The sequence below is a fragment of the Streptomyces griseoflavus genome (genome assembly GCF_014649995.1).
Lineage (GTDB): Bacteria > Actinomycetota > Actinomycetes > Streptomycetales > Streptomycetaceae > Streptomyces > Streptomyces griseoflavus.
In genome coordinates, this window is sequence record NZ_BMUC01000002.1 from 71,739 (window position 1) to 95,942 (window position 24,204).

Sequence of the window (24,204 nt, forward strand, 5' to 3'; positions counted from 1 at the left end):
GAGCGCGAGGAGATGAGCAGGCCGGGCGGCTGGTGGGGACGCAAGAGCACACCCGCGAAGTTCGAGACGTACACCCGGTGGTCGTTCCACTTCCTCGCGCTGACCGAGCTGTCGGTGGCCGCCGGACCGCTGCTCGGACAGGTCGCGTCGCGGCCGGCCGTGCCGCTGCTGTCACTGGCGGCCGTGCACAGCGTGGTCTGCGGTGTGACCACCTCGCGCGCCCTGGACTGGCGGCGCGGGCAGCGCGACCTGCCGGTGCGGACCCTGTGGGTGTTCGGTGTCACGACCGCGCTGGTGGCCGTCACCGCGCTCGTCATCGCCCGGCAGGGCCGGGGCGGTGACGACGCCTCGGCGGCCGCCGCGATCTTCTCCACCGTCCTGGTCTTCGGCGCCGGCGCGACCGCCGTCCTCCTGCGCGGGCGGCGCCGGGTGTCCGCCTTGGTGGTGGCCTGCGCGGTGACGGCCGGAGTGATGTACCTGCTCATGGGGCTGCCCTGGCTCGCCGCGCTCGTCGTGACCCTGATCGTCTTCCTCGGCGGAGGCTTCTTCGCCTTCACCTACTCCTTCTCCGTCTGGCTGCTGAACGCCGTCTACGAACTGGACGAGGCGCGCGAGACCCGCGCCCTGCTCGCCGTCGCCGAGGAACGGCTGAGGTTCGGGCGGGACCTGCACGACGTGATGGGACGCAACCTCGCGGTGATCGCGCTGAAGAGCGAGCTGGCGGTCCAGCTCGCCCAGCGGGAGCGGCCGGAGGCCGTGACCCAGATGGTCGAGGTGCAGCGCCTGGCGCACGAGGCGCAGCGGGAGGTGCGCGAGGTGGTCCGCGGCTACCGCGAGGCCGACCTCGGCAGCGAGCTGGCGGGCGCGCGGGGAGTGCTGACCGCCGCCGGCATCGACTGCACGGTCACCGGGCCGGTGACCGGATACCCCGCGCCGGTGCAGTCCGCGCTCGGGTGGGTGGTGCGGGAGGCCGCCACGAACGTGCTGCGGCACGGGGACGCGCGCTGGTGCGCGATGGAACTGCGGGTGCCGGAGGGGCGTGTGGTGTTGACGGTGGAGAACGACGGGGTGCCGGAGTCCGGCGTCCCGGGCCGCGGGTCGGGGCTCGTCGGACTGCGCGAGCGGCTCGCGGAGATCGGCGGGACGCTGCGGGCCGGGCCCGCCGGCAAGGGGCGGTTCCTGGTGACCGCCGAGGTGCCGCTGCCGGCGCGTTCCGGCGAGGCGGCCGCTCCCGCACCCGTGAGCGAGGCGACACCGTGACCGGCCCCGGGCCCGTGCGGCTGCTGCTGGCCGACGACGAACACCTGATCCGGGGCGCGCTGGCCGCGCTGCTCTCGCTCGAGGACGATCTGACGGTCGTCGCCGAGGCGGCCTCCGGGCCGGAGGCGCTGGCGATGGCCCGGGCGCACGCGCCCGATGTGGCCGTCCTGGACCTGCAGATGCCCGGCGCGGACGGTGTGAAGGTCGCCACATCCCTGCGGGCCGAGCTGCCCGGCTGCCGGGTGCTGATCGTGACCAGTCACGGACGTCCCGGACATCTGAAGCGGGCGCTTGCGGCAGGTGTGCGCGGGTTCGTCCCCAAGACGGTCAGTGCGCAGCGCCTCGCGGAGATCATCCGCACGGTGCACGCGGGAAACCGTTACGTCGACCCCGAGTTGGCCGCCGACGCGATCGCCGCCGGCGACTCGCCGCTGACCGCGCGCGAGGCCGAGGTGCTGGAGCTGGCGGCGGACGGCGCACCGGTCGCGGAGATCGCGGAGCGGGCCGCGCTGTCCCAGGGGACCGTGCGGAACTACCTCTCCTCGGCCGTCTCGAAGCTCGGTGCCGACAACCGTCATGCCGCGGTGCGCCTCGCACGGGAGCGAGGTTGGGTATAGTGGGTCTCGCGCCACGGCGCATGCGAACGTAGCTCAGTTGGTAGAGCGCAACCTTGCCAAGGTTGAGGTCGCGAGTTCGAACCTCGTCGTTCGCTCAGGATCAAGGGCCCCGGTCATCGACCGGGGCCCTTGTCGTGTACCCGGGCTGCGATGGGGCGTGCGGCGTGTGGTGGGCGGCCGGGCCCCGAAGGGCCCGGACGCCCAGCGGTCAGCTCCAGGTGGTGCCGGTCAACCGCTCGTACGCCTCCACATACTTGGCCCGGGTCGCGTCCACCACGTGCCGCGGCAGCGCCGGCGGGGGCTGCTCGCTCCCGCGGTCCCAGCCCGACTCGGCCGAGGTGAGCCAGTCCCGCACGAACTGCTTGTCGTACGAGGGCTGGGCGTGGCCCGGCTCCCACTGCTCGGCCGGCCAGAAGCGGGAGGAGTCCGGGGTGAGCACCTCGTCGGCGATGACCAGGTGCTCGCCGTCGAAGCCGAACTCGAACTTGGTGTCCGCGAGGATGATGCCCCGCTCGCGGGCGATGTCCCGGGCCCGGGAGTAGGCGGCGAGGGTCGCCTGGCGCAGCTGGGCGGCGGTCTCCGCGCCGACCTGGCGGGCGACCTCCTCGTAGGAGACGTTCTCGTCGTGCTCGCCGACGGCGGCCTTGGTGGCCGGGGTGAAGATCGGGGCGGGCAGCTCCGAGCCGTCGACCAGGCCCTCGGGGAGGGCGAGGCCGCACACCGTGCGGGACTCGGCGTACTCGGCCAGTCCGGAGCCGGTGAGGTAGCCGCGGGCCACGCACTCCACCGGGACCATGTTCAGCGACTTGCAGACCAGGGTGCGGCCGGCCCAGTCGGCGGGGGCGCCGGCCGGGGGTTCGGTGGCCAGGACGTGATGGGGCAGCAGGTCGGCGAGCTGGTCGAACCACCACAGGGACAGCTGGGTGAGGACCCGGCCCTTGTCGGGGATCTCGGTGGGCAGCACCCAGTCGTAGGCGGAGATGCGGTCACTGGCGACCATCACGAGGTCGCCCGCCTCGTTCCGGTACAGCTCGCGCACCTTGCCGGTGTGCAGGTGCACCAGGCCCGGAACCTGGATGGGTTCGGGCTTCTCGACGAATCCGGACACGGTTCCTCCCCGTGGCTTTGTCCAATGACACGATTCTCCCGCACGGGGCGAACGGTCGTGGCCGCGGGTCAGTCGCGTTTGCAGATGCGGTCCAGGAGGTTGGCGGTGGCGCGCTGGACTCGGGGGTCGACATGGCCCGGGCGGTCCAGCGCCGGTGACCAGGCGAAGGTGCCGGCGGCGAAGACCCAGGCGCCGGAGGGGGCGCGGTAGAGGGAGGTCTCCTGGTGGCGCCGCGCGCCCGCCCGGTCGGTGTAGGGGGAGTGCGCGAGCAGCACGCGCTCCTCGTGCTCGGGCAGCGGGGTGCGCGGGTAGTAGCGGTCGGCCTCGCCGGCGACCAGGCCCTCGATGCGGTCGCCCTCGTGGGCGCCGGTCGACTCCCACATCCAGTGGTCCGCGTTGCGCACGATCAGCGGGTGCGGGTCGGGGACGCTCCCGCCGTACTGGATGCCGAGGAGGTGCTGTTCCGCGCGGTCGATCTCCCGCCACAGCACCGGCTTGCCCGGGCCCCGGCGTTTCCGGCAGGTCAGCAGGCGGTCGGGGCCGGCCGGGGAGGGGGCGAGCTCCACCTGCCAGTACAGGGTGTTGGCGGAGAGGAAGACCAGGGACGTGCCGTGCGCGCGGGCGCGCTCCACCGCGGTGCGCATCGGCACCGACCAGTACTCGTCGTGGCCGGGGAAGACCAGCCCCCGGTAGTGGGTGGGGTCGACCCGGCCGGCGTGCAGGTCGCGGGCGTTCGCGTAGGCGAGGCCGTAGCCGTAGCGCTCGGCCCAGCGGATGACGTCGTAGGCGTGCCCGACGTGCAGCGGCAGACCCGCGCCCGCGTAGGGGCGGTCGAAGGAGACGGTGGTGGCCGCGTCGGACTCGCCGAGGAGCCTGCCCTGCTCGTCCCAGGCGTGGTAGAGGCTCGCGCCGGTGCGGCCGTCCTCGGGGTAGAGGTTGTAGGCCTGCCAGGTGACGTCGGGCAGCACGAGGAGGAGGTCGGCGGGGCGGTCGTCGCGGACGGTGAACGGGATGTGCGAGCGGTAGCCGTCGGCCGTGGTGAGGACGGCGACGTACGCGCCGACGCTCCAGTACGACGGGACGGGCAACCGCCAGGACAGCCACCAGTGGTGGCAGGAGACGGTGCGGTCGGCGGTGAGCGGCGGGGGCTGCACGATGCCGGACAGGCGAGGGCTGGAGGTGATCTTCGTGGCGCCGTCGCCGCTGTAGTGGCCGATGCGGTACACGTCGACGCCGAACTCCTGGGGCGGGTCGACGGTGATGTGGAAGTCGATGGACTCGCCGGGGGCGACGGCACCGGCCGAGGCGAAGCCCTTGATCTGGCGGCGCACGTCGTCGGCGGCGCGGGGGCCGACGGACGTGCGGGGGGCGGGGACCCTGGGGCCGCCCTGCCGGGGCAGGCGGGCCGCCGCCCGGTCGGAGTGCGGCACCGGGTCCGTGTCCGTGTCCACGTACCAGGGGACGACCTGGCCGGTGTCGCCGAAGTACGTCTCGCTGCCCCGCAGCCACGGGAGCGGCCCCTGCCCGAAGGGGTCGTTCACGGCGTGCGCCAGTGCTCCCGACTCCCAGCGGCGAATCTGCTCCGAGCCCATGATCGCTCCCCTCCCTCGTGCCCCGGTTGCGATGCGGTGCGTGGTGCTGTCCGGCAGTCGCCGGACGGGTGAGTCCTGGCGTCAGTTATGTGTTTGTCGTATGTCGCCTGCTCTTGCCAGCGAACGCGAACGGTCCAAGCACATCACATAACGCGCGCACTCCGTCACCGTTCGTTTTGAATTGACCGAAAGCGGAGGTGCGGGCTCCAGCGGGTGGAGAGGGCGGCGTGACGGCCGGCCTCAGACGAGCCGTACCGGCTTCTCGGGGCGTATGCCGTGCCGGGTCAGCCACAGGCGGAGGTCGGCGGGATCACCGTCCTCGATCAGGGCCAGGACCTGGGGCGACAGGTCCGCCGCCCGCACGCCGCCGAGGAGCAGGGTCGGCCCGTCGAGCCAGTCGAGCCCGGGGACGGCGCCCGCGGTGTCCATCGCCGCGCAGCAGACCATCGCCGTGACGTGGTCGGCGAGCAGTTCGCGCGCGGTGCGCGGCGACTGGAGCGGGAACAGGGGGAGCGCGGGGTCGTCCCGGAAGGGAGCGGCCGGATCCGGGGTGGCGGAGGGGGCGACGCCGTCCTGAGCGGCGGCGGAGGAGGAGCGGGCACCGGCCGAGGCCGCGGCCGTCTCCTCGCGCGCGAGCTCGGCACTCAGCCGGGCGGCCAGTGCGGCACTGCGGGCGGTGGTGCCGGACAGGTCGTCGTCCTCGCCGCCGTCCATGCCGAGCGGTCCCGCGGCCTGGCCGTCGTGCTCGCCGGGCGGTCCCGCGGCCTGCCGGTCGTCCGCGCCGTCGTGCTCGCCGTCGTCCGGGACGGAGGCGAGGGCGGGGCCGGGGCCGGCGGGCGGGCCGGGCGGCACGGGCGGTTCCGCGGGCGCCTGCCGGGTGGTCAGGTGGACCAGCACCCGGGTCAGGGTCGGGCCGTACGGGGCGGAAGGGTCATCGGGGGCCGGGGGGACGTGGAGGGCGTCGAGGACGCGGTGGAGGCGGGCGGCGTCGGCACGCCACTTGCGGTCGACGACCTCCTCCGGATAGTCGCCCCAGTGGACCGGGGACCAGTCGGGGCCCGTCTTTGCGGGGCCCCCGTGGAAGAGGCGGGCGGCGAGCAGGGAGGTGGCCTCGTCCACCGCGCCGGGCTCTTCGAGCAGGTCGCAGGCGGGACGCTCGCCGAGGCGCGAGGCGAAGCCCTCCGCCAGCCGGTCCCGCCGGGAGAGCTCGGTGAGGGCCGCCACCACGCCCGCGTTGAGCCGCGAGGGCCAGCGGCCCATCCGCCAGGCGGGCAGCGCGACCCGGGTGAGGAGCCGGTCCCAGCCCGCGTACGCCAGTCCCACCTGCTCCTGGGCGACGATCCGCAGCCCGTAGTCCACAGCCTGTGCACGGTCGGCCGCCGCTGCCGCGACCCCGCGCTCCATCTCCGCCACATGCCCCCGGCACCCGCGCAGCATCAGCCGGGCCGCCCAGCCCACGCCCGCGAACACCCCGCGGCCCACGGGTCCGCGCCGCGGCACGGAGGCCACGGCCACCGCGGCGTCCAGCCCCTGCACGAACCGGCGGGCGGCGGCTATGTCCGGGTGCGCCGACGGTCCCGTGCCGGCGACGACCGGGGCGAGGACCGCGCGCAGCTCGCCCACGCGCATCCACCACAGGAACGGCGAGCCGATCACCAGCACGGGTGCGGCGGGGGCTCCGCGCGGAGGCCGCCCCACGCCGGCCACGTCGCCGTGCTCCTCGGGCGGCGGCGGGCCGTGGGCCCGGTGGGTGCGGTCCTCCAGCCAGCTGTCGCAGTCCGGAGTGAGCGCTATCGCGGAGGGAGCCGGTACGTCGAGGCGGTCCGCCAGGTCACGCACCATCCGGTACAGATCGGGTGCCGCCTCCTCGGCGACCGGCACCGTGGGGCTCATGGCGGGCCGGGCCCGGGCGACGACCAGGGCGACTCCCGCGGCGAGGAGCAGGACGAGCACCGCGACGGGGGTGAGGACCCGGCGGGCGACGTCCCAGCCGCCGCCCGAGAGGTGGCCGGTGGAGCCGCCGACGAGCAGGATCACGGCGACGGCGGCGGGCAGCAGCGCCACGGCCAGCGCCCTGCTGCGGACCCGCAGCACGGCCAGCGCCCGGGACCGCGCGCTCGGTCCCCCCGACTCCCTCGCTCCCATTCCGCTTCCGCTCATGGCCCGACGTCACCCCCTCCCGGCTCCGGATCCCGTCCTGGCATGGCTCATGCCCCCCACTGTGGCACCCGCCACTGACATCGCAATGCCGATGGGCCAAGTGCCGGAACCGGGGCCGGAACGCTTGCGCGGCACCCTAGTTGGGGCCCCGGGTCACGTCAGCCGGATGGCGTATCGCTCACTCGATGGAATGGCTTTGGGGAGAGGTGGGCGACGGACGGCAAGGGTCAGGCCCCGGATCCTGAGACGGTTCCGGGGCCTGCGGGGTTCATCGGGGTCCGGCCGGCGCGCTACGCGTCCTGCGCGTCCCGTGCCGCCTTCGCGGCGATGTCCGTGCGGTGCTGCGAGCCGTCGAGGCCGATCCGGGACACCGCCCGGTAGGCGCGGTCGCGGGCCTCGGTGAGGTCCTTGCCGGTCGCCGTGACGGACAGCACGCGCCCGCCCGCGCTGACGACCGCGTCGCCCTCGCGCCGCGTCCCGGCGTGCAGGACGTACGCGTGCGGGGCGTCCTGGGCGGCGACCTCGTCCAGGCCGGTGATGGGGTCGCCGGTGCGCGGGGTGCCGGGGTAGTTGTGCGAGGCGACGACCACGGTGACCGCGGCCTCCTCGCTCCAGCGCGTCGGCTCCAGGTGGGCGAGACTGCCGGTGGCCGCGGCCATCAGGATGCCGCCCAGCGGGGTCTTCAGCCGGGCCAGGACCACCTGGGTCTCGGGGTCGCCGAAGCGGGCGTTGAACTCGATCACGCGGACGCCGCGCGAGGTGATCGCCAGACCGGCGTAGAGCAGGCCGGAGAACGGGGTGCCGCGGCGCCGCATCTCGTCGACGGTCGGCTGCAGGACCGTCTCCACGACCTCGTCGACCAGCTTGGGGTCGGCCCACGGGAGCGGCGAGTACGCACCCATGCCGCCGGTGTTCGGGCCCTCGTCGCCGTCCAGGGCACGCTTGAAGTCCTGGGCGGGCTGGAGGGGCACGACGGTCTCGCCGTCGGTGATGGCGAAGAGGGAGACCTCGGGGCCGTCGAGGAACTCCTCGATGACCACGCGGTCGCACCCCCCGGCGTGGGCGCGGGCCGCCTCGATGTCGGCGGTGACGACGACACCCTTGCCGGCCGCCAGCCCGTCGTCCTTGACGACGTACGGGGCACCGAACGCCTTGAGGGCGGCGTCGGCCTCCTCGGGCGTCGCGCAGACGTAGGAGCGGGCGGTGGGCACGCCGGCCCCCGCCATCACGTCCTTGGCGAAGGCCTTGGAGCCTTCGAGCTGCGCGGCCTCCTTGGAGGGGCCGAAGACCGGGATGCCCGCGTCGCGCACGGCGTCGGCGACACCGGCGACCAGGGGCGCCTCCGGGCCGACGACCACGAGGTCCGCGCCGAGCCGCTCGGCCAGCGCGGACACGGCGGCGCCGTCGAGGGCGTCGACCTGGTGCAGCTCGGCGACCTCGGCGATGCCGGCGTTGCCGGGCGCGCAGTGCAGCGCGGTGACATCGGGGTCGAGGGACAGGGAGTGGCACAGGGCGTGTTCGCGGGCGCCGCTGCCGATGACGAGGACCTTCACGGGGGTCAGCCTACTGGGAGACGGCGGGTCCCCTTTGTGCGGGCTTCCGAAGGTCCGGGGGGAGACGGCTTGTGGCTTCCTCCAGACGCGGCCTCCATGCCCGGCCTCCATGCCCGGCCTCCATGCCCGGCCTCCGTACGCGGCCTCCGGACACCGCCGGAGGGGCAGCGGCTACTCGTTCGTGATCTCCTCGACGACCGTCGCCCCCAGCTCCCGTACGAGCAGTTCCTTCCCGGAGAGGGCGGACTCGTCCAGGTCGGGGTCGTCGTCCTCCGGGATGTCGTCCTCGGGCGAGACCGGGGGTGGCTCCGGGGCGGGCTGACGGGCAGCCGGGGCGGGGGCCGCCGCCGGACCGGGCGGGCTCGCCGGCTGGGCGGGGCCCGGCGACGGGCTGGGCCGGGGCGCGGACGGACGCGGACCGGCGCCGGAGGAACCCCCGTAGCCGCCGCCACCGCCGTAGCCGCCCGACGGTCCGGCCGGGGCGGGGGCCGCCGCGCCGCCGCCGGACGGGTCGACGACCGCCTCGATCTTCCACTGCACGTTGAACTGCTCGGCGAGCGCCTGGCGCAGGACGTCCTCGCTGCCGCTGCTGAGGAAGTTGTCCCGCGCGCCCGCGTTGACGAAACCGATCTGGAGGGTCGTGCCGTCGAAGCCGGTCACCTGCGCGTTCTGGCTGAGCAGGATCCAGGTGAAGCGACGGCGGTTCTTGACCGTCTCCAGGATGTTCGGCCAGAGCGTGCGGGGGTCGGGACCGCCGCCGCCACCGGCCGGGGGGACGGGCGCCGACGGTGCTGCCGCCCGGGCCGCGGGAGCGGGCGCGGGGGCACTCGGCCCCGGTGCGGGTGCCGGCGGTCGTCCGCCGCCACCCGTCGGGGCGGCCGTGGGCCAGCCGCCGGGCCGACGGCCGCCCGCGCCACCGGTGGGGGCCGCGGTGGGCCAGGCGCCGGGTGCCCCGGCCGGTGCGGCCGGGCTCTCGGCGGCCGGTGCGGGTGCGGCGGCCGGGGGCTGGGACGGCGGGGCAGCCGGAACCGGAGCGGGGGGCGTGGGAGCGGGAGCGGGCGGCGCGGCGGGCGAGGCCGGTCCGGGACCGCGTACGGCGGCCCGGGCCGCGGCGGGACCGCCTCCCGGCTCGACGGAGCCCTGCCCCGGCGCTCCCGCCCCGTGCGCCTCCGGTCCGGGCACGTATCCGACCGCGGGCGCACCGGCGGCGCCGGCCGCTCCCGCGGAGAAGTTCACCCCGCGCTCGATGCGGTCCAGCCGGGCCATGACCGAGCGCTCGTCGCCGTACGCGGCGGGCAGCATCACGCGTGCGCAGATCAGCTCGAGCTGGAGTCGCGGCGAGGTGGCGCCGCGCATCTCGGTGAGCCCTTCGTTGACGATGTCGGCGGCACGGGTGAGTTCGGCGGGGCCGAAGGTGCCGGCCTGGGCCTGCATCCGCTCGATGACGTCGGCGGGGGCGTCGATGAGGCCCTTCTCCGCGGCGTCGGGCACCGCGGCGAGGATGACGAGGTCCCGCAGCCGCTCCAGCAGGTCGGCGACGAAGCGGCGCGGGTCGTTGCCCCCCTCGATCACCCGGTCGACGACCTCGAAGGCGGCGGCCCCGTCACCGGTCGCGAAGGCCTCGACGACGGAGTCGAGCAGCGAGCCGTCGGTGTACCCGAGCAGGGAGGTCGCCATGGCGTACGTCACACCCTGTTCACCGGCGCCGGCGAGCAGCTGGTCCATGACGGACATCGAGTCGCGCACCGATCCGGCACCGGCCCGCACGACGAGCGGCAGCACACCCTCCTCGACGGGAATGTCCTCCTTGCCGCACACCTCTCCGAGGTAGTCCCGCAGCGTGCCGGGCGGCACGAGCCGGAACGGGTAGTGGTGGGTGCGCGAGCGGATGGTCCCGATGACCTTCTCGGGTTCCGTGGTCGCGAAGATGAACTTCAGATGCTCCGGGGGCTCCTCGACGACCTTGAGCAGCGCGTTGAAACCGGCCGACGTGACCATGTGGGCCTCGTCGATGATGTAAATCTTGTAGCGGCTGCCGGCGGGCCCGAAGAACGCCTTCTCGCGCAGGTCACGGGCGTCGTCCACGCCACCGTGGGAGGCGGCGTCGATTTCGATGACGTCGATCGAGCCCGGCCCGTTGCGCGCGAGGTCCTGGCAGGACTGGCACACGCCGCACGGCGTCGGCGTCGGCCCCTGCTCGCAGTTCAGGCAGCGCGCGAGGATGCGGGCGCTGGTCGTCTTGCCGCAGCCGCGCGGACCGCTGAACAGGTACGCGTGATTGACCCGGTTGTTCCGCAGCGCCTGCTGCAGCGGGTCGGTGACATGCTCCTGCCCGATGACCTCGGCGAACGACTCCGGGCGATAGCGGCGGTACAACGCGAGAGACGACACGCATACGAGGTTATAGGCGCCCACCGACAACCGGACCGGCCGCTCGGGAACGCAAGCGCCCCCCACGCACCCGCCAGAGCCGACCTACCCTTGCTGCCTTCCGGCCCTGGGGGAGTTCAGTCAGATAGCGCCGCGTGAGGGGCTATGCAGAGGCTACCCCATGTCCGGGGCCGGGAACGAGTTCGCGAGCACTCCTCTCGGTCATGTAATGTTCCCAGCGGAGGATTCGCCTAGAGGCCTAGGGCGCACGCTTGGAAAGCGTGTTGGGGGCAACCCCTCACGAGTTCGAATCTCGTATCCTCCGCCAGTGCCTCACCGGGCACGAAGTCGAAGGGCCCCCTGGAAACAGGGGGCCCTTCGACGTTGTCCGCCCCACTGGACGGGAGCACGGTCACCGCGCGACGTGGCGGGCCTCATCACTTCTCGCCGGCGCGGCGGGCCGCCGGAGCGGGCCGGAACGTCGCGCCGAGGTCGTACCGCGCGATCCCGAAGGGCCGGAAACCGGCATCGGCGAGGACGCGGTGGAGGAACTCGGAGGTGGACATGTCGTACCGGTGCCACGGGCCACCGTCGTGGGACCGCGCGAGGACGGGATACTCGCCCGGCCGCCCGGCATCGATCAGCCAGCAGTACTCGTCGGCCCACTCGGTGGAGCCCCATACGACCAGCCCCGTGCCGCCCGGTGCGTAGACCGCGTGCGGATCGACGGCGGAGACGCTTCCGAGCCCGCTGTCCCGGTCGACCGACAGGGAGACCCGCCACCGTGTCAGCAGGTCGAACGAGTCGCCCTCGTCGCACGCCAGAAAGCCGACGGAGTCGCTGAAGGTGCCGCCGCCGAACGCCTCGCAGAGCTCCTTGTAGTCCGCCGGCAGCGGAACGCCCAGCTCCCCTTCGATCGCCGCCCAGTCGGCGGAGATCCCCAGCGGCTCCCACCCGGTCAGTTCGATCACTCGCTGAGCCCACGTACGCCCGTCTTCGGGCAGGACGGTCCCCGCTTCCCCTTCGATCTCCCCCTGGGGCTGCACGTCGTCCCAAGCGTCCCCACCTGTGACGAGCGGTGCCTCCGGCGCAGCCCGCTCCGCCACGAGCACCACCGGCCGTTCGCCGTCCCCGGCACGCACCGCCCCGCAGCCGATCCACCGGCTGCCGGACGCCCATCCGCGCATCTCGGTCACCTCCCCCGCGAGAGGAGCGAGCAGCGGCAGCCCGGTCCGCTCGGTCACCGTCGGATCGACGTAACCGCCCGTGGCGAGGTTGCGCAGCTGCCCGTAACGGCGGCTGAACCCCTTGAGGAGAGGGGACAGGCCGATCGCGTCGGAAACCGCCAGGCACACGTGCCCCACCGGGTGCCCGGACCGGCCGCACACCAGCTCCCGCCCGCCCGGCCGGACCAAGGAGGCGACGGTTTCGAACAGTTCCCGTTCGTCCATGGCCAGGGAGTGAAGCACACGCCACGGACAACGATCCGGGACCGGGCTCCCGCCGATGCCCGCCACCGGCGATGACTTCGCCGCGGGGCGGGGGTCTCCTTCGGGAACGTTCCCTTCCCCGACAGGAGTGCGACCCGACATGACTGATCCGGCACCGGCGGCGGGCCGTCGTCGCGAGAGCGGGGTCTGGCCCCTCATCCACGCCGAGCGAGCCGCGCTGGCGGCCGACCTCGCGGAGCTGACGGACGAGCAGTGGGCGACGCCGTCGCTCTGTGCCGGCCTCACGGTGCGCGAGGTGCTGGCGCACCTGACCGCGGGTGCGAGCCTGAACACCGTGCGCTGGATGGCGGGGGTGATCCGCTGCCGGTTCGACTTCGACCGGCAGGTGGCCCTGCGGCTGGCCGAGCAGCTCGGCGCGACCCCCGGTGACACCCTCGACCGCTTCCGGCGGATCGTCCCGAGCACCACCAAGCCTCCGCTGCCCGCCCTCGCCATGCTGGGCGAGACGATCGTGCACGGGGAGGACATCCGGCGCCCGCTGGGCATCCGCCGCGATCATCCGGCCGACGTCGTCGCGCGCACGGCCGAGTTCTACCGGGGTTCCGACCTCACGGTCCTCGCCAAGGGACGCGTCGGCGGATTGCGGCTGGTGGCGGACGACGGTCCGTTCACGAGCGGGTCCGGGCCCCTCGTCTCCGGACCCACCGTCGCCCTCATCATGGCCATGACGGGACGGGAAATCTACTGCGACGACCTCGAAGGCGACGGTGTGGAGACACTCCGCGGTCGCTGCGCGCCCCGCCGGTGACGGGGCCGCAGGGCCGTCAGACGGCGGCCAGTTCCGCCGCTCCGAAGGACACGTCGAAACGGTCGCACCAGATGCTGACGCTGGTGAAGCGCGACGGGTCGACGTCCTCGGGCACGGCGTAGTTCTGGCTGCCCTTGTTGCCCTTCAGCTTCCCGAGGCTGACGTACGCGCCGTCGTCGAAGACGTGCCAGCCGGCGCGGCCCTCCTTCACCGGCGCGTCGGTCAGCCACACGTGCAGGTCGGGGCCGTTGCTGGTGTCGAGCCCTTCCAGTCGCACCACATGGCTGCCGTCGGCCAGCCGCACGAACCGCACCGTGCCGGACGTCGGATGCTCGTGACTGATCAGCTCGCCGCTCGCCAGCGTCGTCGGGCCGGCCGGGGGCGTGGTGGCGCTCGCCCCGGGAGCCGGGCCGGCAGGCGGTGTCGAGGCGGCCGCCGTGACCTCGGGCAGTGCTTCCCGCACCGTCTCGTCCTGCCACAGCTTCCACGGCTGGAACCAGTACAGGCCGAACGCTCCCGCGACGACCGCCCCCACCAGCACCACAGCCGTCCAGGGTCTCAACAGTGCGCTCCGCACCCGTCCCATGTGTCACTCGCCTCTCCACGCTCCGGCAGTTGCGGTTCACAGTCAACGGGCACGGACGTCCGACCGGAACAGGCTGCGGGATGACGGAATTCTTACGTCGCACAGGTCCGCTCCCGCTCCCGCTCCCGCCGACCGTCCGCCGTGACGCTCAGCGGGTGATCTCCACCTGGCGGGTCTCCGTCACCTGGTCCACGTCGGAGACGCGGATCGTCAGCTTCATGGTCCAGGTGCCTTCGAGGGGGAGGGTGAGGTCGTTGGTGGCCCAGTAGCCGCCCCGGTCGGTGACCTGGGCGTCGATGGGGCCGATGTCCCTGGCGGCGAGGGTGAAGGAGACGCGGAGTTCCGGGACGAAGGTGAGGGCGTCACGCGGACCGAAGACCACCGCCTGGAGGCCGTTCTCGCCGACCCGGCCCGGGTCCATCTGGATCTGCACCGTGCCACGGCCCTCGGGTGTGCCGACGTCGTAGGGGATGGTGAACGCCTCCGCCCCGGGCAGCCCGGCCACCTGCGGGCGAGGCGCCTCGGCGGCCTCCGCCTCCGCGCGGGCGGGCAGCGTGCCGGTCAGCACGGTGGTGATCAGCAGGACGACGACGGCCACCATCACCTCCGCCAGTACGGAACGGCGCAGGGCGCGGCGGTAGTGGTCGGCGGTGGGCGGCGGGGGTGTGGCGGGCGCGTCCTCCGGTGCGTCCCGCGGCGGCCCCTCGGCCCCGGTTCCGCCCGGCGCTCCCACCGGCTCCGGCACCCGTGCGTCCACCGCCGCCGGCACCGACGCCCGCGTCACCAGGAGGGTCGTCCAGCGGCGGGAGAGACCCGCCGCCGCCAGCAGGAACACGGCCGCCGCGAGCTTCGCCGTGAGGGTGCGGCCGTACGACGACCCGGTGAGCGCCGACCAGGAGCCGAGGCCCCGCCAGGACTGGTAGAGGCCGGTGACGACCAGGACGGTCACCGCGAGGAAGGCCAGACGGGAGAAGCGGGCGACCGTGTCCGGCGGGGGCGGGGTCTCGGCACGGTACAGGGTGAGAAGCAGGGCCGTGAGGCCGCCGAGCCAGCAGGCCGTCGCCAGCAGGTGGAGCACGGACGACGTCATCGCCGCCGGGACCTGGATGCCCGCGGAGGCGTGTTCGGCGGCGGCCCAGGTGAGCGCGAGGGCGACCGAGACGCCGGCGCCGGTCGCCAGGCGGGCCCGGGGGCCGCCGCGCCGGGCGAGCGGGAACAGGACCGCCGCCGTCAGCAGGAGCAGGGCCAGCCGGGTCAGCAGGGCGAGGCCGGGGCGGCCGGTGAGGGTGGCGGTGAACGCCTGGAGGTCGAGGGCGGTCGAGGGGGACGTGCCGTTCTCGTAGGGGGCGCGCAGCACGAGCAGGGCGGACGTGGCGATCAGCAGGGTCCACCAGCCGGTGAGCAGCGGCAGCCGCAGCGGGGCCGTGTCGGGCGGACGGCACAGGGCGGCGAAGGCAGCCGTGCCGATCAGCAGGGCGGCGGCGATGTAGGCGAGGTAGCGGCCGGTGTCGTAGAGGCTCTTGGTGACCGGGTGTTCGGCGTGGTCCGCCGGGGCGGCGGGCGGGGTCGGTGAGGGTGCGCCGACGGAGAAGGTGAAGGCGCCGGAGACCGGGTGGCTGTCGGCGGAGACCACCCGCCAGGCCACCGTGTAGGTGCCGTTGGCGAGACCGGGGGGCAGTGCGGCGCGGGCGGTGTCGGAGGCGCCGTCCGCGTGCTGCGGTTCGCCCAGCTCGACACGGTGGTTGTCCGGGCTGTAGACGCGGAAGGAGTCGTCGAGCAGTCCGACGGACTCGGTGAAGGCCAGGGTGATGTGCCGGGGCGCGGTCTTGACGACGCTTCCGGCCTCGGGGTCGCTGGAGCGCAGGGCGGCGTGGGCGCTCGCGGGGGCGGCGCTGCCGAGGACGAGCAGGACCAGCACGGTGCCCAGCAGCACCAGCCCTTGGAGCCGTCGGTTTCCGCGGCCCCCGGGGGACCTGCTCCGCCCGCCGTCGCCCGCCGCCCCGCTGCGCCGTCGCTCCACGTGTTGACCCGCCTCCCGGCCGTCCGGCTTCACGGTAGGTACGGACGGGAGGCCCGGTGTGCTCACCAGGTGGGCCGGGCCGTGGCTCCTCCGTCCACCACCAGGTCGTGGCCGGTGACCCAGGACGCGAGCCGGGAGGCCAGGAACACGCAGGCGTCGCCGATGTCCTCCGGGCGGCCGAGCCGGCCCACGGCGGACGCCGCCCGCCACCGGCGTACGCCCTCCGGCCAGGCGTCGGCCAGGCCCTCCCGGTCGATCAGGCCGGGCGAGACGGTGTTGACGCGGACGCCCCACGGGCCGTACTCCTGGGCCGCCGCGCGGGCGTGCGCCACCACCGCCGCCTTGGAGGCGCCGTAGTGGGCGTGGCCGGGGGGCGGGTGGCGGGCCTCGACCGAGGCGATGTGGGTGACGGTGCCGCCGGTGTCCCGCATGAGTTCCGCGGCGGCCCGGGTGCAGGCGAAGACGCTGGTGAGGTTGGTGTCCACGACCGCGCGCCACTCGGCGGCCGTCATCCCGGCGAGTTCCCGTACCGGTTGCACGCCGGCGTTGTTGACCAGCGCGGTCAGCCGTCCGCCGAAGTGTTCGGCCGCCTCGGCCACCACGCGGTGGCAGGCGTCCTCGTCGGTGAGGTCGCCCCGCAGGACGACGGCGGCGCCGCCCGCCGCCCGGATGCGGTCGGCGGTGGCCCGCGCGGAGTCGCCGGCGGTCCGGCAGTGCAGGGCGACGGCCGCGCCCTCCTCGGCGAACCGCCGGGCGATGCCCCGGCCGACGCCGCCGCCCGCGCCGGTGATCAGGGCGGCCTGGCCTTCGAGGAGACCCGGCCGGCTCACGGGCGGCACAGTTCCCGGACGAGGCCCGCCCGTTCGGGGTAACGCGCCGTCAGGTCCGTTTTCTCACCGTGTTCGTAGCCCTCGTAGGTGAAGCCGGGCGCCATCGTGCAGCCGAAGAGCGTCCAGGCACCGCCCGCGGCGACCCGTGCGCCCATCCAGGTGCCGGCCGGGACGGTGAGCTGGACGTGCTGGCCGCCGAGGACGTCCGGGCCGAGGACGGGGGTGCGGGAGGTGCCGTCCGGGGCGAGGAGGAGCAACTGGAGCGGGCCGCCGAGGTAGTGGTGCCAGATCTCGTCGGCGGGCAGGCGGTGCAGGGCGGAGAAGTCGCCGGGGGCGTCGGTGAGCAGAGCGACGATGGCGGTGCCCTCGGGCCGGCCGTCGGGCCCCGGCGGACCGGCCCAGGTCTGCCGGAACCGCCCGCCCTCGCGGGGCAGCGGCTCCAGACCGTAGTAGGCGACGAGCTCGTCGGGGGTCACCCGCCGAACGCTACCTCCCGGGTGAGGAAGGCGAGCTGCGCCCGCTTCCGAGGGAGGTACACGTCCGGCAGGTCGACCTCCGGCAGGACGACCACGGGTCCGGTGGTGAACCCCTGCCGCGCGAAGCGGGCGACCGCCTTCTCGTTGGCGACGTCCGGGTCGACCACCACCCGCCGGCGGTCCAGCACCAGCAGCACGTACGTGACGACCGCGGCCGCCAGCCCGCCGGTCCAGCCGGAGCGGGTCTCGCCGGGCGCGGCGGGGGCGAGGAGCAGGTGGATGCCGATGTCGCCGGGCTCGACCGGATAGCAGGCGCCGACCCGGTCGGCCTCCGGTTCGTAGGTCTGGAGCAGCGCGGCCGGGGCGCCGTCCTTGAGGACCAGGTACGCGTGGTGGGTGTCGAGGGTGCCCAGGTGGGCGTAGATCTCGGCGACCCGCTGCTCGGTCAGGCCGTTCATGCCCCAGAAGGCGGCGCGTTCCCCGCTCACCCAGCGGTGCAGGAGGGGCGCGTCGGCGGCCGGGTCCAGCGGCAGGACACGCACGGCCCCGAAGCCGTCGACCTCCTGCTCGTGGACGGCCGTGCGGGAGGCGTACGGGTCAGACATCGGTCTCCTTCGTCAGCTGCGCCCAGTCGGTGATGACCGGGGCCAGGTCTCCGGCGAGCCACAGGGGCTGCTGGTCGCGGTGGTGGGGTGAGCCGGGCACGCCCGAGGCGCCGTGCGGCACCACCCAGCGGCTGTCCTCGCGCCGGGCCAGGTCCCAGACGTAGCGGGCGGCGGGACCGCGTGCGGCGAGGTCGGTGAGACCGGGCACCGGGGAGGTGCACAGCACGCAGTCGTGGTCGCCGGAGAGGCCGGGTTCGTCGTACGGCGTCCCGGACGGCGGCAGGGCCCGCCAGGGGGCGAGGCGGTGGGTGTCGCCCCAGGTCCCGGCGGGCGGCTCGGCGGCGACCTCCTCCAGCGCCGCGCGGACGGCCGCCGGGCGGTCGATGCCGAACAGGTCCTCGGCCACGAGCAGGTGCTCGAGGGCGTACCCCACGCGGGGGAGCAGCGCGAGCCAGGGGAGGAAGACCTCGGGACAGGGGGGCGGCGTGGCCGCCGCCGCGAGGGCGGGGTGGGCGGCGAGGCGGCGTACGAGCGCGGTGCGCACCGCCGCGAAGGCGGCCGCGTCGGCGCTGTCCGCGTCCATGTGGCGGTCCCAGCGCAGCAGGCGGTCGCGCAGGGCGGCCGCGGACCCGGTCAGGGCGCCGGCACCGAGCGCGGCGAGGTGGTCCAGGAGGGGGGCGGCGGAGGCGAGGTGGGTGTCCGTGTGGATCGCGGCCATGTCGGCCGCGGACCAGCGGCTCCGGCGGCCCAGCAGGGTGGTGATGCGCTCGGCGCGGTGCGGCGGGGCGAACTCGACGCCGAGGGGGGCGGCCGGGCCGCGCTGGTTGGCCATGACGGCGACGCCGTCGGTCAGTCCGTCGCGCGGGAGTTCGTGCCAGCCCTGCCAGGCGTACTCCGGCTCCCACGCGGGGACGATCCGGGTCCGGTTGGCCCCTGCGCGGACCGGGACGCGGCCGGCCACCCGGTGCAGGGTGTCGCCGTCGGTGTCGGCGGCCATGATCACGTTGACCGGCTCCGCCCACCGGTCGGCGGCCCGGTCCACGTCGGCGACCCGGCGGGCCCGCAGCAGGGGCAGCAGCGCGCCGAAGCCCAGGTCGGCGGTGACACGGGGCGGGTAGCGCAGGGCGACGGCGAGCGGGGGTACGCCGGGCTCGGTGACGCCGTCGTCGAGGCCCTCGGGGCCGCCGATGACGACGGGGCCGCGGTCGGTCTCGACGACCTCGACCTCGACGGGCTCCTCGCCCGCCACCTCGATGGTCTCCGTGTGCCGGGCCGCCCGCCGCCAGGTGCCGTCCGGGCCGAGCGCCTCCACACCGGCGCCGGTGCGCCGCAGCCGCTCGCGGTAGAGGTCCTGGTAGTCGGCCATGGCGTTGGTGATGGCCCAGGCGACGGTGCCGGTGTGGCCGAAGTGGGCGATGCCGGGGACACCGGGCACGGCGAGGCCGACGACGTCGAACTCCGGACAGGAGAGCCGGATCTGCTGGTACACGCCCGGGTCCTCGATGAACCGGTGCGGGTCCCCGGCGATCACCGCGTGCCCGGTCACCGTGCGCTCCCCGGCGACCAGCCAGCCGTTGCTGCCGGAGGTGCCGGGCCCGTCGGCGGCGAACAGGCCGACGGCGCCGGCCCCGAGCATCGTGGTGACGTGCTCGCGCCACAGCTTGGCGGGGAAGCCGGCGAAGAGGATGTGCGTGCCGAGCCAGACCGCCAGCGGCGTCCACGGCTCCCAGGGGCCGGGGGCGAGCCCGGCCCGCCCGAACTCCGGGGCGCTCGCGGTGCCGCCGGACGCGAGGACCTCGTTGACCCCCGCCACGTACGCCCGCACCCACTCCGCCGTCTCCGGGTCCTCCCGCTCCAGCGCGGTGAAGCAGCGGCGGGCGGTGTCGGCGAGGCGGGCGCGGCGGGCGAAGCGGTCCCAGGCAAGCGCCTCGGGGCCGAGGAAGGCGGCCGAGGTGCCCTGCGCCCGGTGGCGTTCGACCTCGATCTGCCAGGCCCGGTCCCGGGCGGTGACCCGGCCCTGGAGGCGCGCGAGTTCGTTCGCGCCGTCCGCGCGCAGATGCGGGATGCCCCAGGGATCGCGAAAGATCTCGCCGGTCACTGTGCCCTCATTTCCCTTTAGGTTAGGCTCCCCTAAGTAATCGTGGCGGAATCGTACGCGAAGGGTGAGGGCGCGATGGGCCAGGGGCGGGGTTGGGAAGGCGCGGTCCTCAAGTTGCTGCGTGCGAAGGACTTCACGTTCACCGTGACGGGGAGCGAGGACGTCACCGCCGACTACCGGCGGGTGCGCTTCACCGACGGCGGACTGCTGGCGGCGGCCGGCGTCCACCCGACGATGTGGGTGCGGCTGTGGTTCGACAACGCGGGCAAGCCGCACCAGCGCGCGTACACGCTGGTCGACCCGGACCCGGCGGCCGGCACCTTCGCCCTGGAGTTCGCGCTGCACGAGGGGTGCGCCAGCGACTGGGCCCGGACGGCGAAGCCCGGTGACACCGTCGAGGCGACCGTGCAGGGCACCGGGTTCGAGCACCCCTCCCCCGCCCCCTCCCACGTCTTCGTGGTGGGCGACCCGGCCTCGCTCCCGGCCATCAACTCCCTGCTCGGCGCGCTGGGCGACGCCCCGGCGACCATCTGGTTCGAGGGCACGCTCGACGGGCTGCCCTGCCTCGCCGACCCCGGCCGGCACGAGGTGCGCGAGGTCCCCCGGCAGGACGCGGGCGCCGCGCTGGTCGAGCGCGTACGGGCCGAGCTGCCCGGACTGCTGCGGGCCGGCCCCGACCCGTACGTCTGGATCGCCTGCGACACCGTCACCACCCGCACACTCTCGGCGTTCCTGCGCAAGGAGCTGGGCGTGCCCAAGCAGCGGATGCAGGCGCTGGGGTACTGGCGCGCGAGCTGAGCCGCGACGCGCGATCATCGGGGCATGGACGTCACCCTTCACCTCGCCCAGGACCCCGAGGCCGACCGGCTGCTGGGCCGCAGCCCGCTCGCCGCGCTCACCGGGATGCTGCTGGACCAGCAGATCCCGATGGAGTGGGCGTTCAAGGGCCCGGCGACGATCGCCCGGCGGCTCGGCACGGACGACCTGGACGCCCACGAGATCGCCGCCCACGACCCCGAGGCGTTCGCCGCGGTGCTCTCCGACAAGCCGGCCGTGCACCGCTACCCCGGCTCGATGGCGGGCCGCATCCAGCAGCTGTGCCGGTACCTCGTCGAGCACTACGACGGTGACGCCGAGGCCGTGTGGCGGGACGTCGGCGACGGCGGGGAACTGCTGAAGCGGCTGGAGGACCTGCCCGGGTTCGGCAGACAGAAGGCCCAGATCTTCCTCGCCCTGCTCGGCAAGCAGCTCGGCGTACGGCCCACCGGCTGGCGCGAGGCCGCGGGCGCCTACGGCGAGGAGAAGTCCTTCCGTTCCGTCGCCGACATCACCGGCCCGGAGTCACTGGCCAAGGTGCGGGCGCACAAGCAGGAGCAGAAGGCGGCGGCGAAGGCGGCCAAGGCCGCGAAGAAGCCGGGCGCGTAGCCCCCGCCCGCCAGGCCCCGGCCACCCGTCGCCGGCCCCGGCCGCACCCGCCGGCTCCCGGGCATGCGCCCCAGCGGCCGAAGACCCGACCCGCCAGGCCCGGAGCCGACCCGCCCTCCGGGCTCCCGCCCCACGCGCCGGTCACGCCCGGCCGGACGGCGCCCGGCCACCCCGGACCTCGCGCGGTGCGCTCCACACCCGGGGCGCTCGCCGATGCCCAGGCCGGCGTCGAGGGCCCGCGGACGACGGAGGGCCCTCGTGCCTACCCGCCGCGGCTGCACACCGTCGGACCCGTCCGGCCGCACGCCCCTCCGGCCCGACCAGCGGCCCCGTCGGCCTCGGGAGCCGCCCCGCCCAGCCGTTCCAGGGCGTGCGCTCCGGCTGCCGGGGCCCGACCCGGACCACGGAACCGGGCACGCGGTCTGGGCTTCCACCCGGCGCGCCAAGTGCGCCCGACCGGACGGCAGCCCCAGCCCACCCGACCGGATGACAGCCCTCGCCCGCCCCACATCCAAGCCGTACGCGCGGCCACGCGGGCCGGGGGCCGCCTCGGTGGGGCGTCGGGGGCCCGGTGCCGACGGAGTGCCGCTGCCGGGTGCGCCCACTCGGCCCACCGGGCCGTACACCCGCCCGGCACGGCCGCGGGGTCGGGTGCCGGGGCTTCGGGACGGGGTGTCGTGTCGCACGGGTCGGGCGGTGGGGACACTTTCGGGGGAATCCGGCGTGCGGGAGGGCGGGATACCGGTCACAGCACCTCGTACGGGCCGCCGAACAGCGGGCGCACCTCACCCGGGAAGCCCTGCTGCTCCCTCTTCGCCCCGCTTTTTCCGGTGTCGCACTGCGTCGCCATGGCTGCGCCCGGAACGCCTTGACCGGTAGGCTTTCCGTGTGATCTTCAAGCGCATCGGAAACGGCCGGCCGTACCCCGACCACGGCCGGGAAAGCACCCGGCAGTGGGCGGACGTCGCGCCGCGCCCGGTCCGCCTCGATCAGCTCGTGACGACCAAGCAGCAGCTGGATCTCGAGACGCTCCTCGCCGAGGACTCGACCTTCTACGGCGACCTCTTCGCGCACGTCGTGAAGTGGCAGGGCGACCTGTACCTGGAGGACGGGCTGCACCGCGCCGTGCGCGCCGCGCTCCAGCAGCGCCAAGTGCTGCACGCCCGGGTGCTCGAGCTCGGCTGACGCCCGCCCGAAGCCCTTCCCGCGGCCGGGTTTTCGCCCTTTCGGGTTGGACTGCACCAGCACTGCACCCAGTCGAATGATCATCTAGTAGGCATTGCAGCCCGGGCGCACTACGCTGCGCTCATGAGCATGCTCACTCCACCTGGCATGGGCGGCCAGTACCGGATCACGGGCGACCGATACCCGCGGATGCGCCGTCCCCGGCGGCGCGCGAGGCTCGTCGCGCTGTCCGTCGCCTCCGCAGCCGTCCTCGGCGTGGGCGGCTGGGGCACCCTGCAGCTCATCGACGTGTTCACCGGGGGCGACTCCGCCTCCGCGGTCGGCACGAAGGCGGCCTGCGCCACCAAGGCGACCCCCGCGACCGCCCCGAAGACGTTCCCGCTGCCCGGCACGATCACGGTCAACGTCCTCAACGCCACGACCCAGGCGGGTCTGGCCCAGAAGACCGCCGACGAGCTGAAGAAACGCGGCTTCAGGATCGGCGAGGTCGCCAACGCGCCCAAGGAGTACGACAAGAAGGTGAAGGGCACCGGAGTGCTGCTCGGGCCCGCCACCGCCCTCGACACCGCGCTCCCCGTGCTCGGCACCCAGCTCGCCGACGCCGAACGCCGCACCGACGCCGCCCGCAAGGGCGCCCAGATCGACCTCATCATCGGCGACCGGTTCCGGGAGCTGACGAAGAAGGCGGACGCCGACCGGGCACTGACCGCACTGGCCGCCCCGAAGCCGGCGCCCGCCTCGAAGAAGAACTGCTGAGAACGCGGGGGCGGAGAAGGCCGCCGGCTACTCGGCCGCCCCGTACATCCGGTCCCCCGCGTCGCCGAGTCCCGGCACGATGTAGCCGTTCTCGTTGAGCCGCTCGTCGACCGACGCCGTCACCACCGTCACCGGCGTGCCGGCCAGCTCCCGCTCCATGACCTCCACGCCCTCCGGCGCGGCCAGCAGCACCACGGCGGTCACGTCGTCCGCGCCGCGCTTGATCAGCTCCTGGATCGCCGCGACCAGCGTGCCGCCGGTGGCGAGCATCGGGTCCAGCACGTACACCTGACGCCCGGAGAGGTCCTCCGGCATCCGGGTGGCGTACGTCGAGGCCTGAAGCGTCTCCTCGTTGCGGATCATGCCGAGGAAACCCACCTCGGCGGTCGGCAGCAGCCGGACCATGCCGTCCAGCATGCCGAGCCCGGCGCGCAGGATCGGCACCACCAGCGGACGCGGGTGGGAGAGCTTGACGCCCGTGGTCGGCTCCACCGGCGTCCGGATGTCGACCTGCTCGGTGCGCACGTCGCGCGTGGCCTCGTAGGCGAGCAGGGTGACCAGTTCGTCGGCGAGACGGCGGAAGGTCGCGGAGTCGGTGCGACGGTCGCGCAGAGTGGTGAGCTTGTGGGCGACCAGGGGGTGGTCGACGACGTGGAGACGCATGCCGTCAACATTAACCGGGCCCCGAGGGCCCGGCGTCCCCGCGGCACGGCAAGCACCCCGGCCCCCCGTCACTCGTTCGCTGGCGTCAAACCGCCCGACCGGGGGAAGGTGGGAAGGACGGACGGGAGTGATGAACCGATGCCTGACCAGGAACACCGAGACGATCCGTCGCCGCGCGAGGCACCCGCCCTCTCCCGGGGCAGGGCCGGCGCGCAGGACGAGACGGAGGCCGAGCGACGACGGCGCCGCGCCCGGTTCCTGCGCGAACTGGCCGAGGCCCGCGCGCTGCGCGACCGGGTCCAGCCACGCCGCGCCAAGGCCGCCCGGCTGCGGCACGCGATGCGCATGCGCACCTTCCGCTGGTAGCGCCGATCCCGTTCACCCCTCAACCACTCTTCCACCAGTGGGATTTCCCGTTCCGAGCGGCGTACGTCGACGGCGGTCCCGGCCGCGTACGATCCGCACGTGGCAGCGACAGCGGCAGCGCGTGCGCCGGTGGGTCCCTCCGGGGGCGCACTCGGCACACCGCGAGCGAAACCGCCGGACACAGGGAGCCGAAGACGTCCCCCGACGGCCGTGTTTCTGCCACGATTCCGAGTGGGCGGGGCCGGCGTCGCCGACTCCCGTCCGCAACCTCCGCC

21 protein-coding genes, 2 tRNA genes and 1 other RNA gene are annotated in these 24,204 nt (G+C 74.5%); 10 read left to right on the plus strand and 14 right to left on the minus strand.

Translation table 11 applies throughout. The features are described 5' to 3' along the window. Positions 1-12 precede the first annotated feature (12 nt). From IE172_RS06115 to IE172_RS06125, 3 genes are all read left to right on the plus strand, one after another. Complete coding sequence (locus IE172_RS06115) at positions 13-1,260, plus strand: sensor histidine kinase (RefSeq protein WP_190096067.1); 1,248 nt, start codon at positions 13-15, stop codon at positions 1,258-1,260. After that, positions 1,257-1,877 (plus strand): response regulator transcription factor, encoded by a 621-nt coding sequence (locus IE172_RS06120; RefSeq protein ID WP_190096068.1) that lies wholly within the window; start codon positions 1,257-1,259, stop codon positions 1,875-1,877. Before IE172_RS06115 ends, IE172_RS06120 begins: the two co-directional genes overlap by 4 nt. 22 nt (positions 1,878-1,899) lie before the next feature. Then, a tRNA-Gly gene (locus IE172_RS06125) sits at positions 1,900-1,972 on the plus strand. 113 nt (positions 1,973-2,085) lie between these two features. Here IE172_RS06125 and IE172_RS06130 read toward each other — a convergent pair. The 6 genes from IE172_RS06130 to ffs all read right to left on the minus strand — a co-directional run bounded on the left by IE172_RS06130 (position 2,086) and on the right by ffs (position 10,828). Further along, entirely contained in the window at positions 2,086-2,985 is a 900-nt protein-coding gene (locus IE172_RS06130) for a phosphoribosylaminoimidazolesuccinocarboxamide synthase (protein WP_190096069.1), read from the minus strand. 68 nt (positions 2,986-3,053) lie between these two features. After that, a complete protein-coding gene (locus tag IE172_RS06135) occupies positions 3,054-4,577 on the minus strand; it encodes a N,N-dimethylformamidase beta subunit family domain-containing protein (RefSeq protein WP_190096070.1) in 1,524 nt (507 codons plus the stop codon). 240 nt (positions 4,578-4,817) lie between these two features. Continuing rightward, complete coding sequence (locus tag IE172_RS06140; protein WP_190096071.1) at positions 4,818-6,737, minus strand: M48 family metalloprotease; 1,920 nt, start codon at positions 6,735-6,737, stop codon at positions 4,818-4,820. 290 nt (positions 6,738-7,027) lie between these two features. Further along, entirely contained in the window at positions 7,028-8,290 is a 1,263-nt protein-coding gene (purD, locus tag IE172_RS06145; protein WP_190096072.1) for a phosphoribosylamine--glycine ligase, read from the minus strand. Between the two features lie 171 nt (positions 8,291-8,461). Continuing rightward, positions 8,462-10,681 carry a DNA polymerase III subunit gamma and tau gene (locus tag IE172_RS06150; RefSeq protein ID WP_190096073.1) on the minus strand — a complete coding sequence of 740 codons (2,220 nt, stop codon included), beginning with the start codon at positions 10,679-10,681 and terminating at the stop codon, positions 8,462-8,464. Between the two features lie 48 nt (positions 10,682-10,729). Then, positions 10,730-10,828, minus strand: an RNA gene (gene ffs, locus IE172_RS06155) — signal recognition particle sRNA small type. 72 nt (positions 10,829-10,900) lie between these two features. Here ffs and IE172_RS06160 point away from each other — a divergent pair. Continuing rightward, positions 10,901-10,988, plus strand: a tRNA-Ser gene (locus tag IE172_RS06160). A gap of 109 nt (positions 10,989-11,097) precedes the next feature. Here the strand turns inward: IE172_RS06160 and IE172_RS06165 are convergent. Further along, complete coding sequence (locus IE172_RS06165) at positions 11,098-12,111, minus strand: SMI1/KNR4 family protein (protein WP_190096074.1); 1,014 nt, start codon at positions 12,109-12,111, stop codon at positions 11,098-11,100. A gap of 139 nt (positions 12,112-12,250) precedes the next feature. Here IE172_RS06165 and IE172_RS06170 point away from each other — a divergent pair, with 139 nt between their 5' ends. Then, entirely contained in the window at positions 12,251-12,919 is a 669-nt protein-coding gene (locus IE172_RS06170; protein WP_190096075.1) for a maleylpyruvate isomerase family mycothiol-dependent enzyme, read from the plus strand. A gap of 16 nt (positions 12,920-12,935) precedes the next feature. Here the strand turns inward: IE172_RS06170 and IE172_RS06175 are convergent, their stop codons facing one another. The 6 genes from IE172_RS06175 to IE172_RS06200 all read right to left on the minus strand — a co-directional run bounded on the left by IE172_RS06175 (position 12,936) and on the right by IE172_RS06200 (position 19,534). After that, positions 12,936-13,505: a DM13 domain-containing protein gene (locus tag IE172_RS06175; RefSeq protein WP_190096076.1), complete on the minus strand. Its 570-nt coding sequence runs from the start codon at positions 13,503-13,505 to the stop codon at positions 12,936-12,938. Between the two features lie 148 nt (positions 13,506-13,653). Further along, positions 13,654-15,438, minus strand: coding sequence for a copper resistance CopC/CopD family protein (locus IE172_RS06180; RefSeq protein ID WP_190096077.1), 1,785 nt, complete (start codon positions 15,436-15,438; stop codon positions 13,654-13,656). Positions 15,439-15,587: 149 nt separating this feature from the next. Then, positions 15,588-16,355: an SDR family NAD(P)-dependent oxidoreductase gene (locus tag IE172_RS06185; RefSeq protein WP_190096078.1), complete on the minus strand. Its 768-nt coding sequence runs from the start codon at positions 16,353-16,355 to the stop codon at positions 15,588-15,590. Further along, entirely contained in the window at positions 16,352-16,831 is a 480-nt protein-coding gene (locus tag IE172_RS06190) for a cupin domain-containing protein (RefSeq protein ID WP_190096079.1), read from the minus strand. Before IE172_RS06190 ends, IE172_RS06185 begins: the two co-directional genes overlap by 4 nt. After that, positions 16,828-17,436, minus strand: coding sequence for a GNAT family N-acetyltransferase (locus IE172_RS06195; protein ID WP_190096080.1), 609 nt, complete (start codon positions 17,434-17,436; stop codon positions 16,828-16,830). The genes IE172_RS06190 and IE172_RS06195 overlap by 4 nt, the downstream gene beginning before the upstream one ends. Beyond that, on the minus strand, positions 17,429-19,534 hold the full coding sequence (locus IE172_RS06200) for a penicillin acylase family protein (RefSeq protein ID WP_190096081.1): 2,106 nt from the start codon (positions 19,532-19,534) through the stop codon (positions 17,429-17,431). Before IE172_RS06200 ends, IE172_RS06195 begins: the two co-directional genes overlap by 8 nt. Positions 19,535-19,609: 75 nt before the next feature. Between IE172_RS06200 and IE172_RS06205 the strand changes: the two genes are divergently transcribed. The 4 genes from IE172_RS06205 to IE172_RS06220 all read left to right on the plus strand — a co-directional run bounded on the left by IE172_RS06205 (position 19,610) and on the right by IE172_RS06220 (position 22,900). Then, the gene (locus IE172_RS06205) at positions 19,610-20,332 is read left to right on the plus strand and encodes a siderophore-interacting protein (RefSeq protein ID WP_190096484.1); all 723 of its coding nucleotides are present in this window, start codon (positions 19,610-19,612) and stop codon (positions 20,330-20,332) included. Between the two features lie 24 nt (positions 20,333-20,356). Next, the gene (locus tag IE172_RS06210; protein ID WP_190096082.1) at positions 20,357-20,959 is read left to right on the plus strand and encodes an HhH-GPD-type base excision DNA repair protein; all 603 of its coding nucleotides are present in this window, start codon (positions 20,357-20,359) and stop codon (positions 20,957-20,959) included. An 888-nt stretch (positions 20,960-21,847) separates the two neighbouring features. Then, positions 21,848-22,144 carry a type II toxin-antitoxin system VapB family antitoxin gene (locus tag IE172_RS06215; protein WP_003986294.1) on the plus strand — a complete coding sequence of 99 codons (297 nt, stop codon included), beginning with the start codon at positions 21,848-21,850 and terminating at the stop codon, positions 22,142-22,144. A gap of 147 nt (positions 22,145-22,291) precedes the next feature. Then, entirely contained in the window at positions 22,292-22,900 is a 609-nt protein-coding gene (locus tag IE172_RS06220; protein ID WP_190096485.1) for a LytR C-terminal domain-containing protein, read from the plus strand. A gap of 27 nt (positions 22,901-22,927) precedes the next feature. Here the strand turns inward: IE172_RS06220 and upp are convergent, their stop codons facing one another. After that, complete coding sequence (gene upp / locus IE172_RS06225; RefSeq protein ID WP_190096083.1) at positions 22,928-23,563, minus strand: uracil phosphoribosyltransferase; 636 nt, start codon at positions 23,561-23,563, stop codon at positions 22,928-22,930. A 138-nt stretch (positions 23,564-23,701) separates the two neighbouring features. Here upp and IE172_RS06230 point away from each other — a divergent pair, with 138 nt between their 5' ends. Beyond that, complete coding sequence (locus IE172_RS06230; RefSeq protein WP_190096084.1) at positions 23,702-23,929, plus strand: hypothetical protein; 228 nt, start codon at positions 23,702-23,704, stop codon at positions 23,927-23,929. Positions 23,930-24,204 lie beyond the last annotated feature (275 nt).

Coding starts and splice junctions, on each gene's coding strand:
- IE172_RS06205 (WP_190096484.1), top strand. CDS start 19,610: ATGGGCCAGGGGCGGGGTTGGGAAGGCGCGGTCCTCAAGTTGCTGCGT.
- upp (WP_190096083.1), bottom strand. CDS start 23,563: ATGCGTCTCCACGTCGTCGACCACCCCCTGGTCGCCCACAAGCTCACC.
- IE172_RS06115 (WP_190096067.1), top strand. CDS start 13: ATGAGCAGGCCGGGCGGCTGGTGGGGACGCAAGAGCACACCCGCGAAG.
- IE172_RS06135 (WP_190096070.1), bottom strand. CDS start 4,577: ATGGGCTCGGAGCAGATTCGCCGCTGGGAGTCGGGAGCACTGGCGCAC.
- IE172_RS06230 (WP_190096084.1), top strand. CDS start 23,702: ATGCCTGACCAGGAACACCGAGACGATCCGTCGCCGCGCGAGGCACCC.
- IE172_RS06210 (WP_190096082.1), top strand. CDS start 20,357: ATGGACGTCACCCTTCACCTCGCCCAGGACCCCGAGGCCGACCGGCTG.
- IE172_RS06140 (WP_190096071.1), bottom strand. CDS start 6,737: ATGAGCGGAAGCGGAATGGGAGCGAGGGAGTCGGGGGGACCGAGCGCG.
- IE172_RS06220 (WP_190096485.1), top strand. CDS start 22,292: ATGGGCGGCCAGTACCGGATCACGGGCGACCGATACCCGCGGATGCGC.
- IE172_RS06170 (WP_190096075.1), top strand. CDS start 12,251: ATGACTGATCCGGCACCGGCGGCGGGCCGTCGTCGCGAGAGCGGGGTC.
- IE172_RS06175 (WP_190096076.1), bottom strand. CDS start 13,505: ATGGGACGGGTGCGGAGCGCACTGTTGAGACCCTGGACGGCTGTGGTG.
- IE172_RS06195 (WP_190096080.1), bottom strand. CDS start 17,436: ATGTCTGACCCGTACGCCTCCCGCACGGCCGTCCACGAGCAGGAGGTC.
- IE172_RS06165 (WP_190096074.1), bottom strand. CDS start 12,111: ATGGACGAACGGGAACTGTTCGAAACCGTCGCCTCCTTGGTCCGGCCG.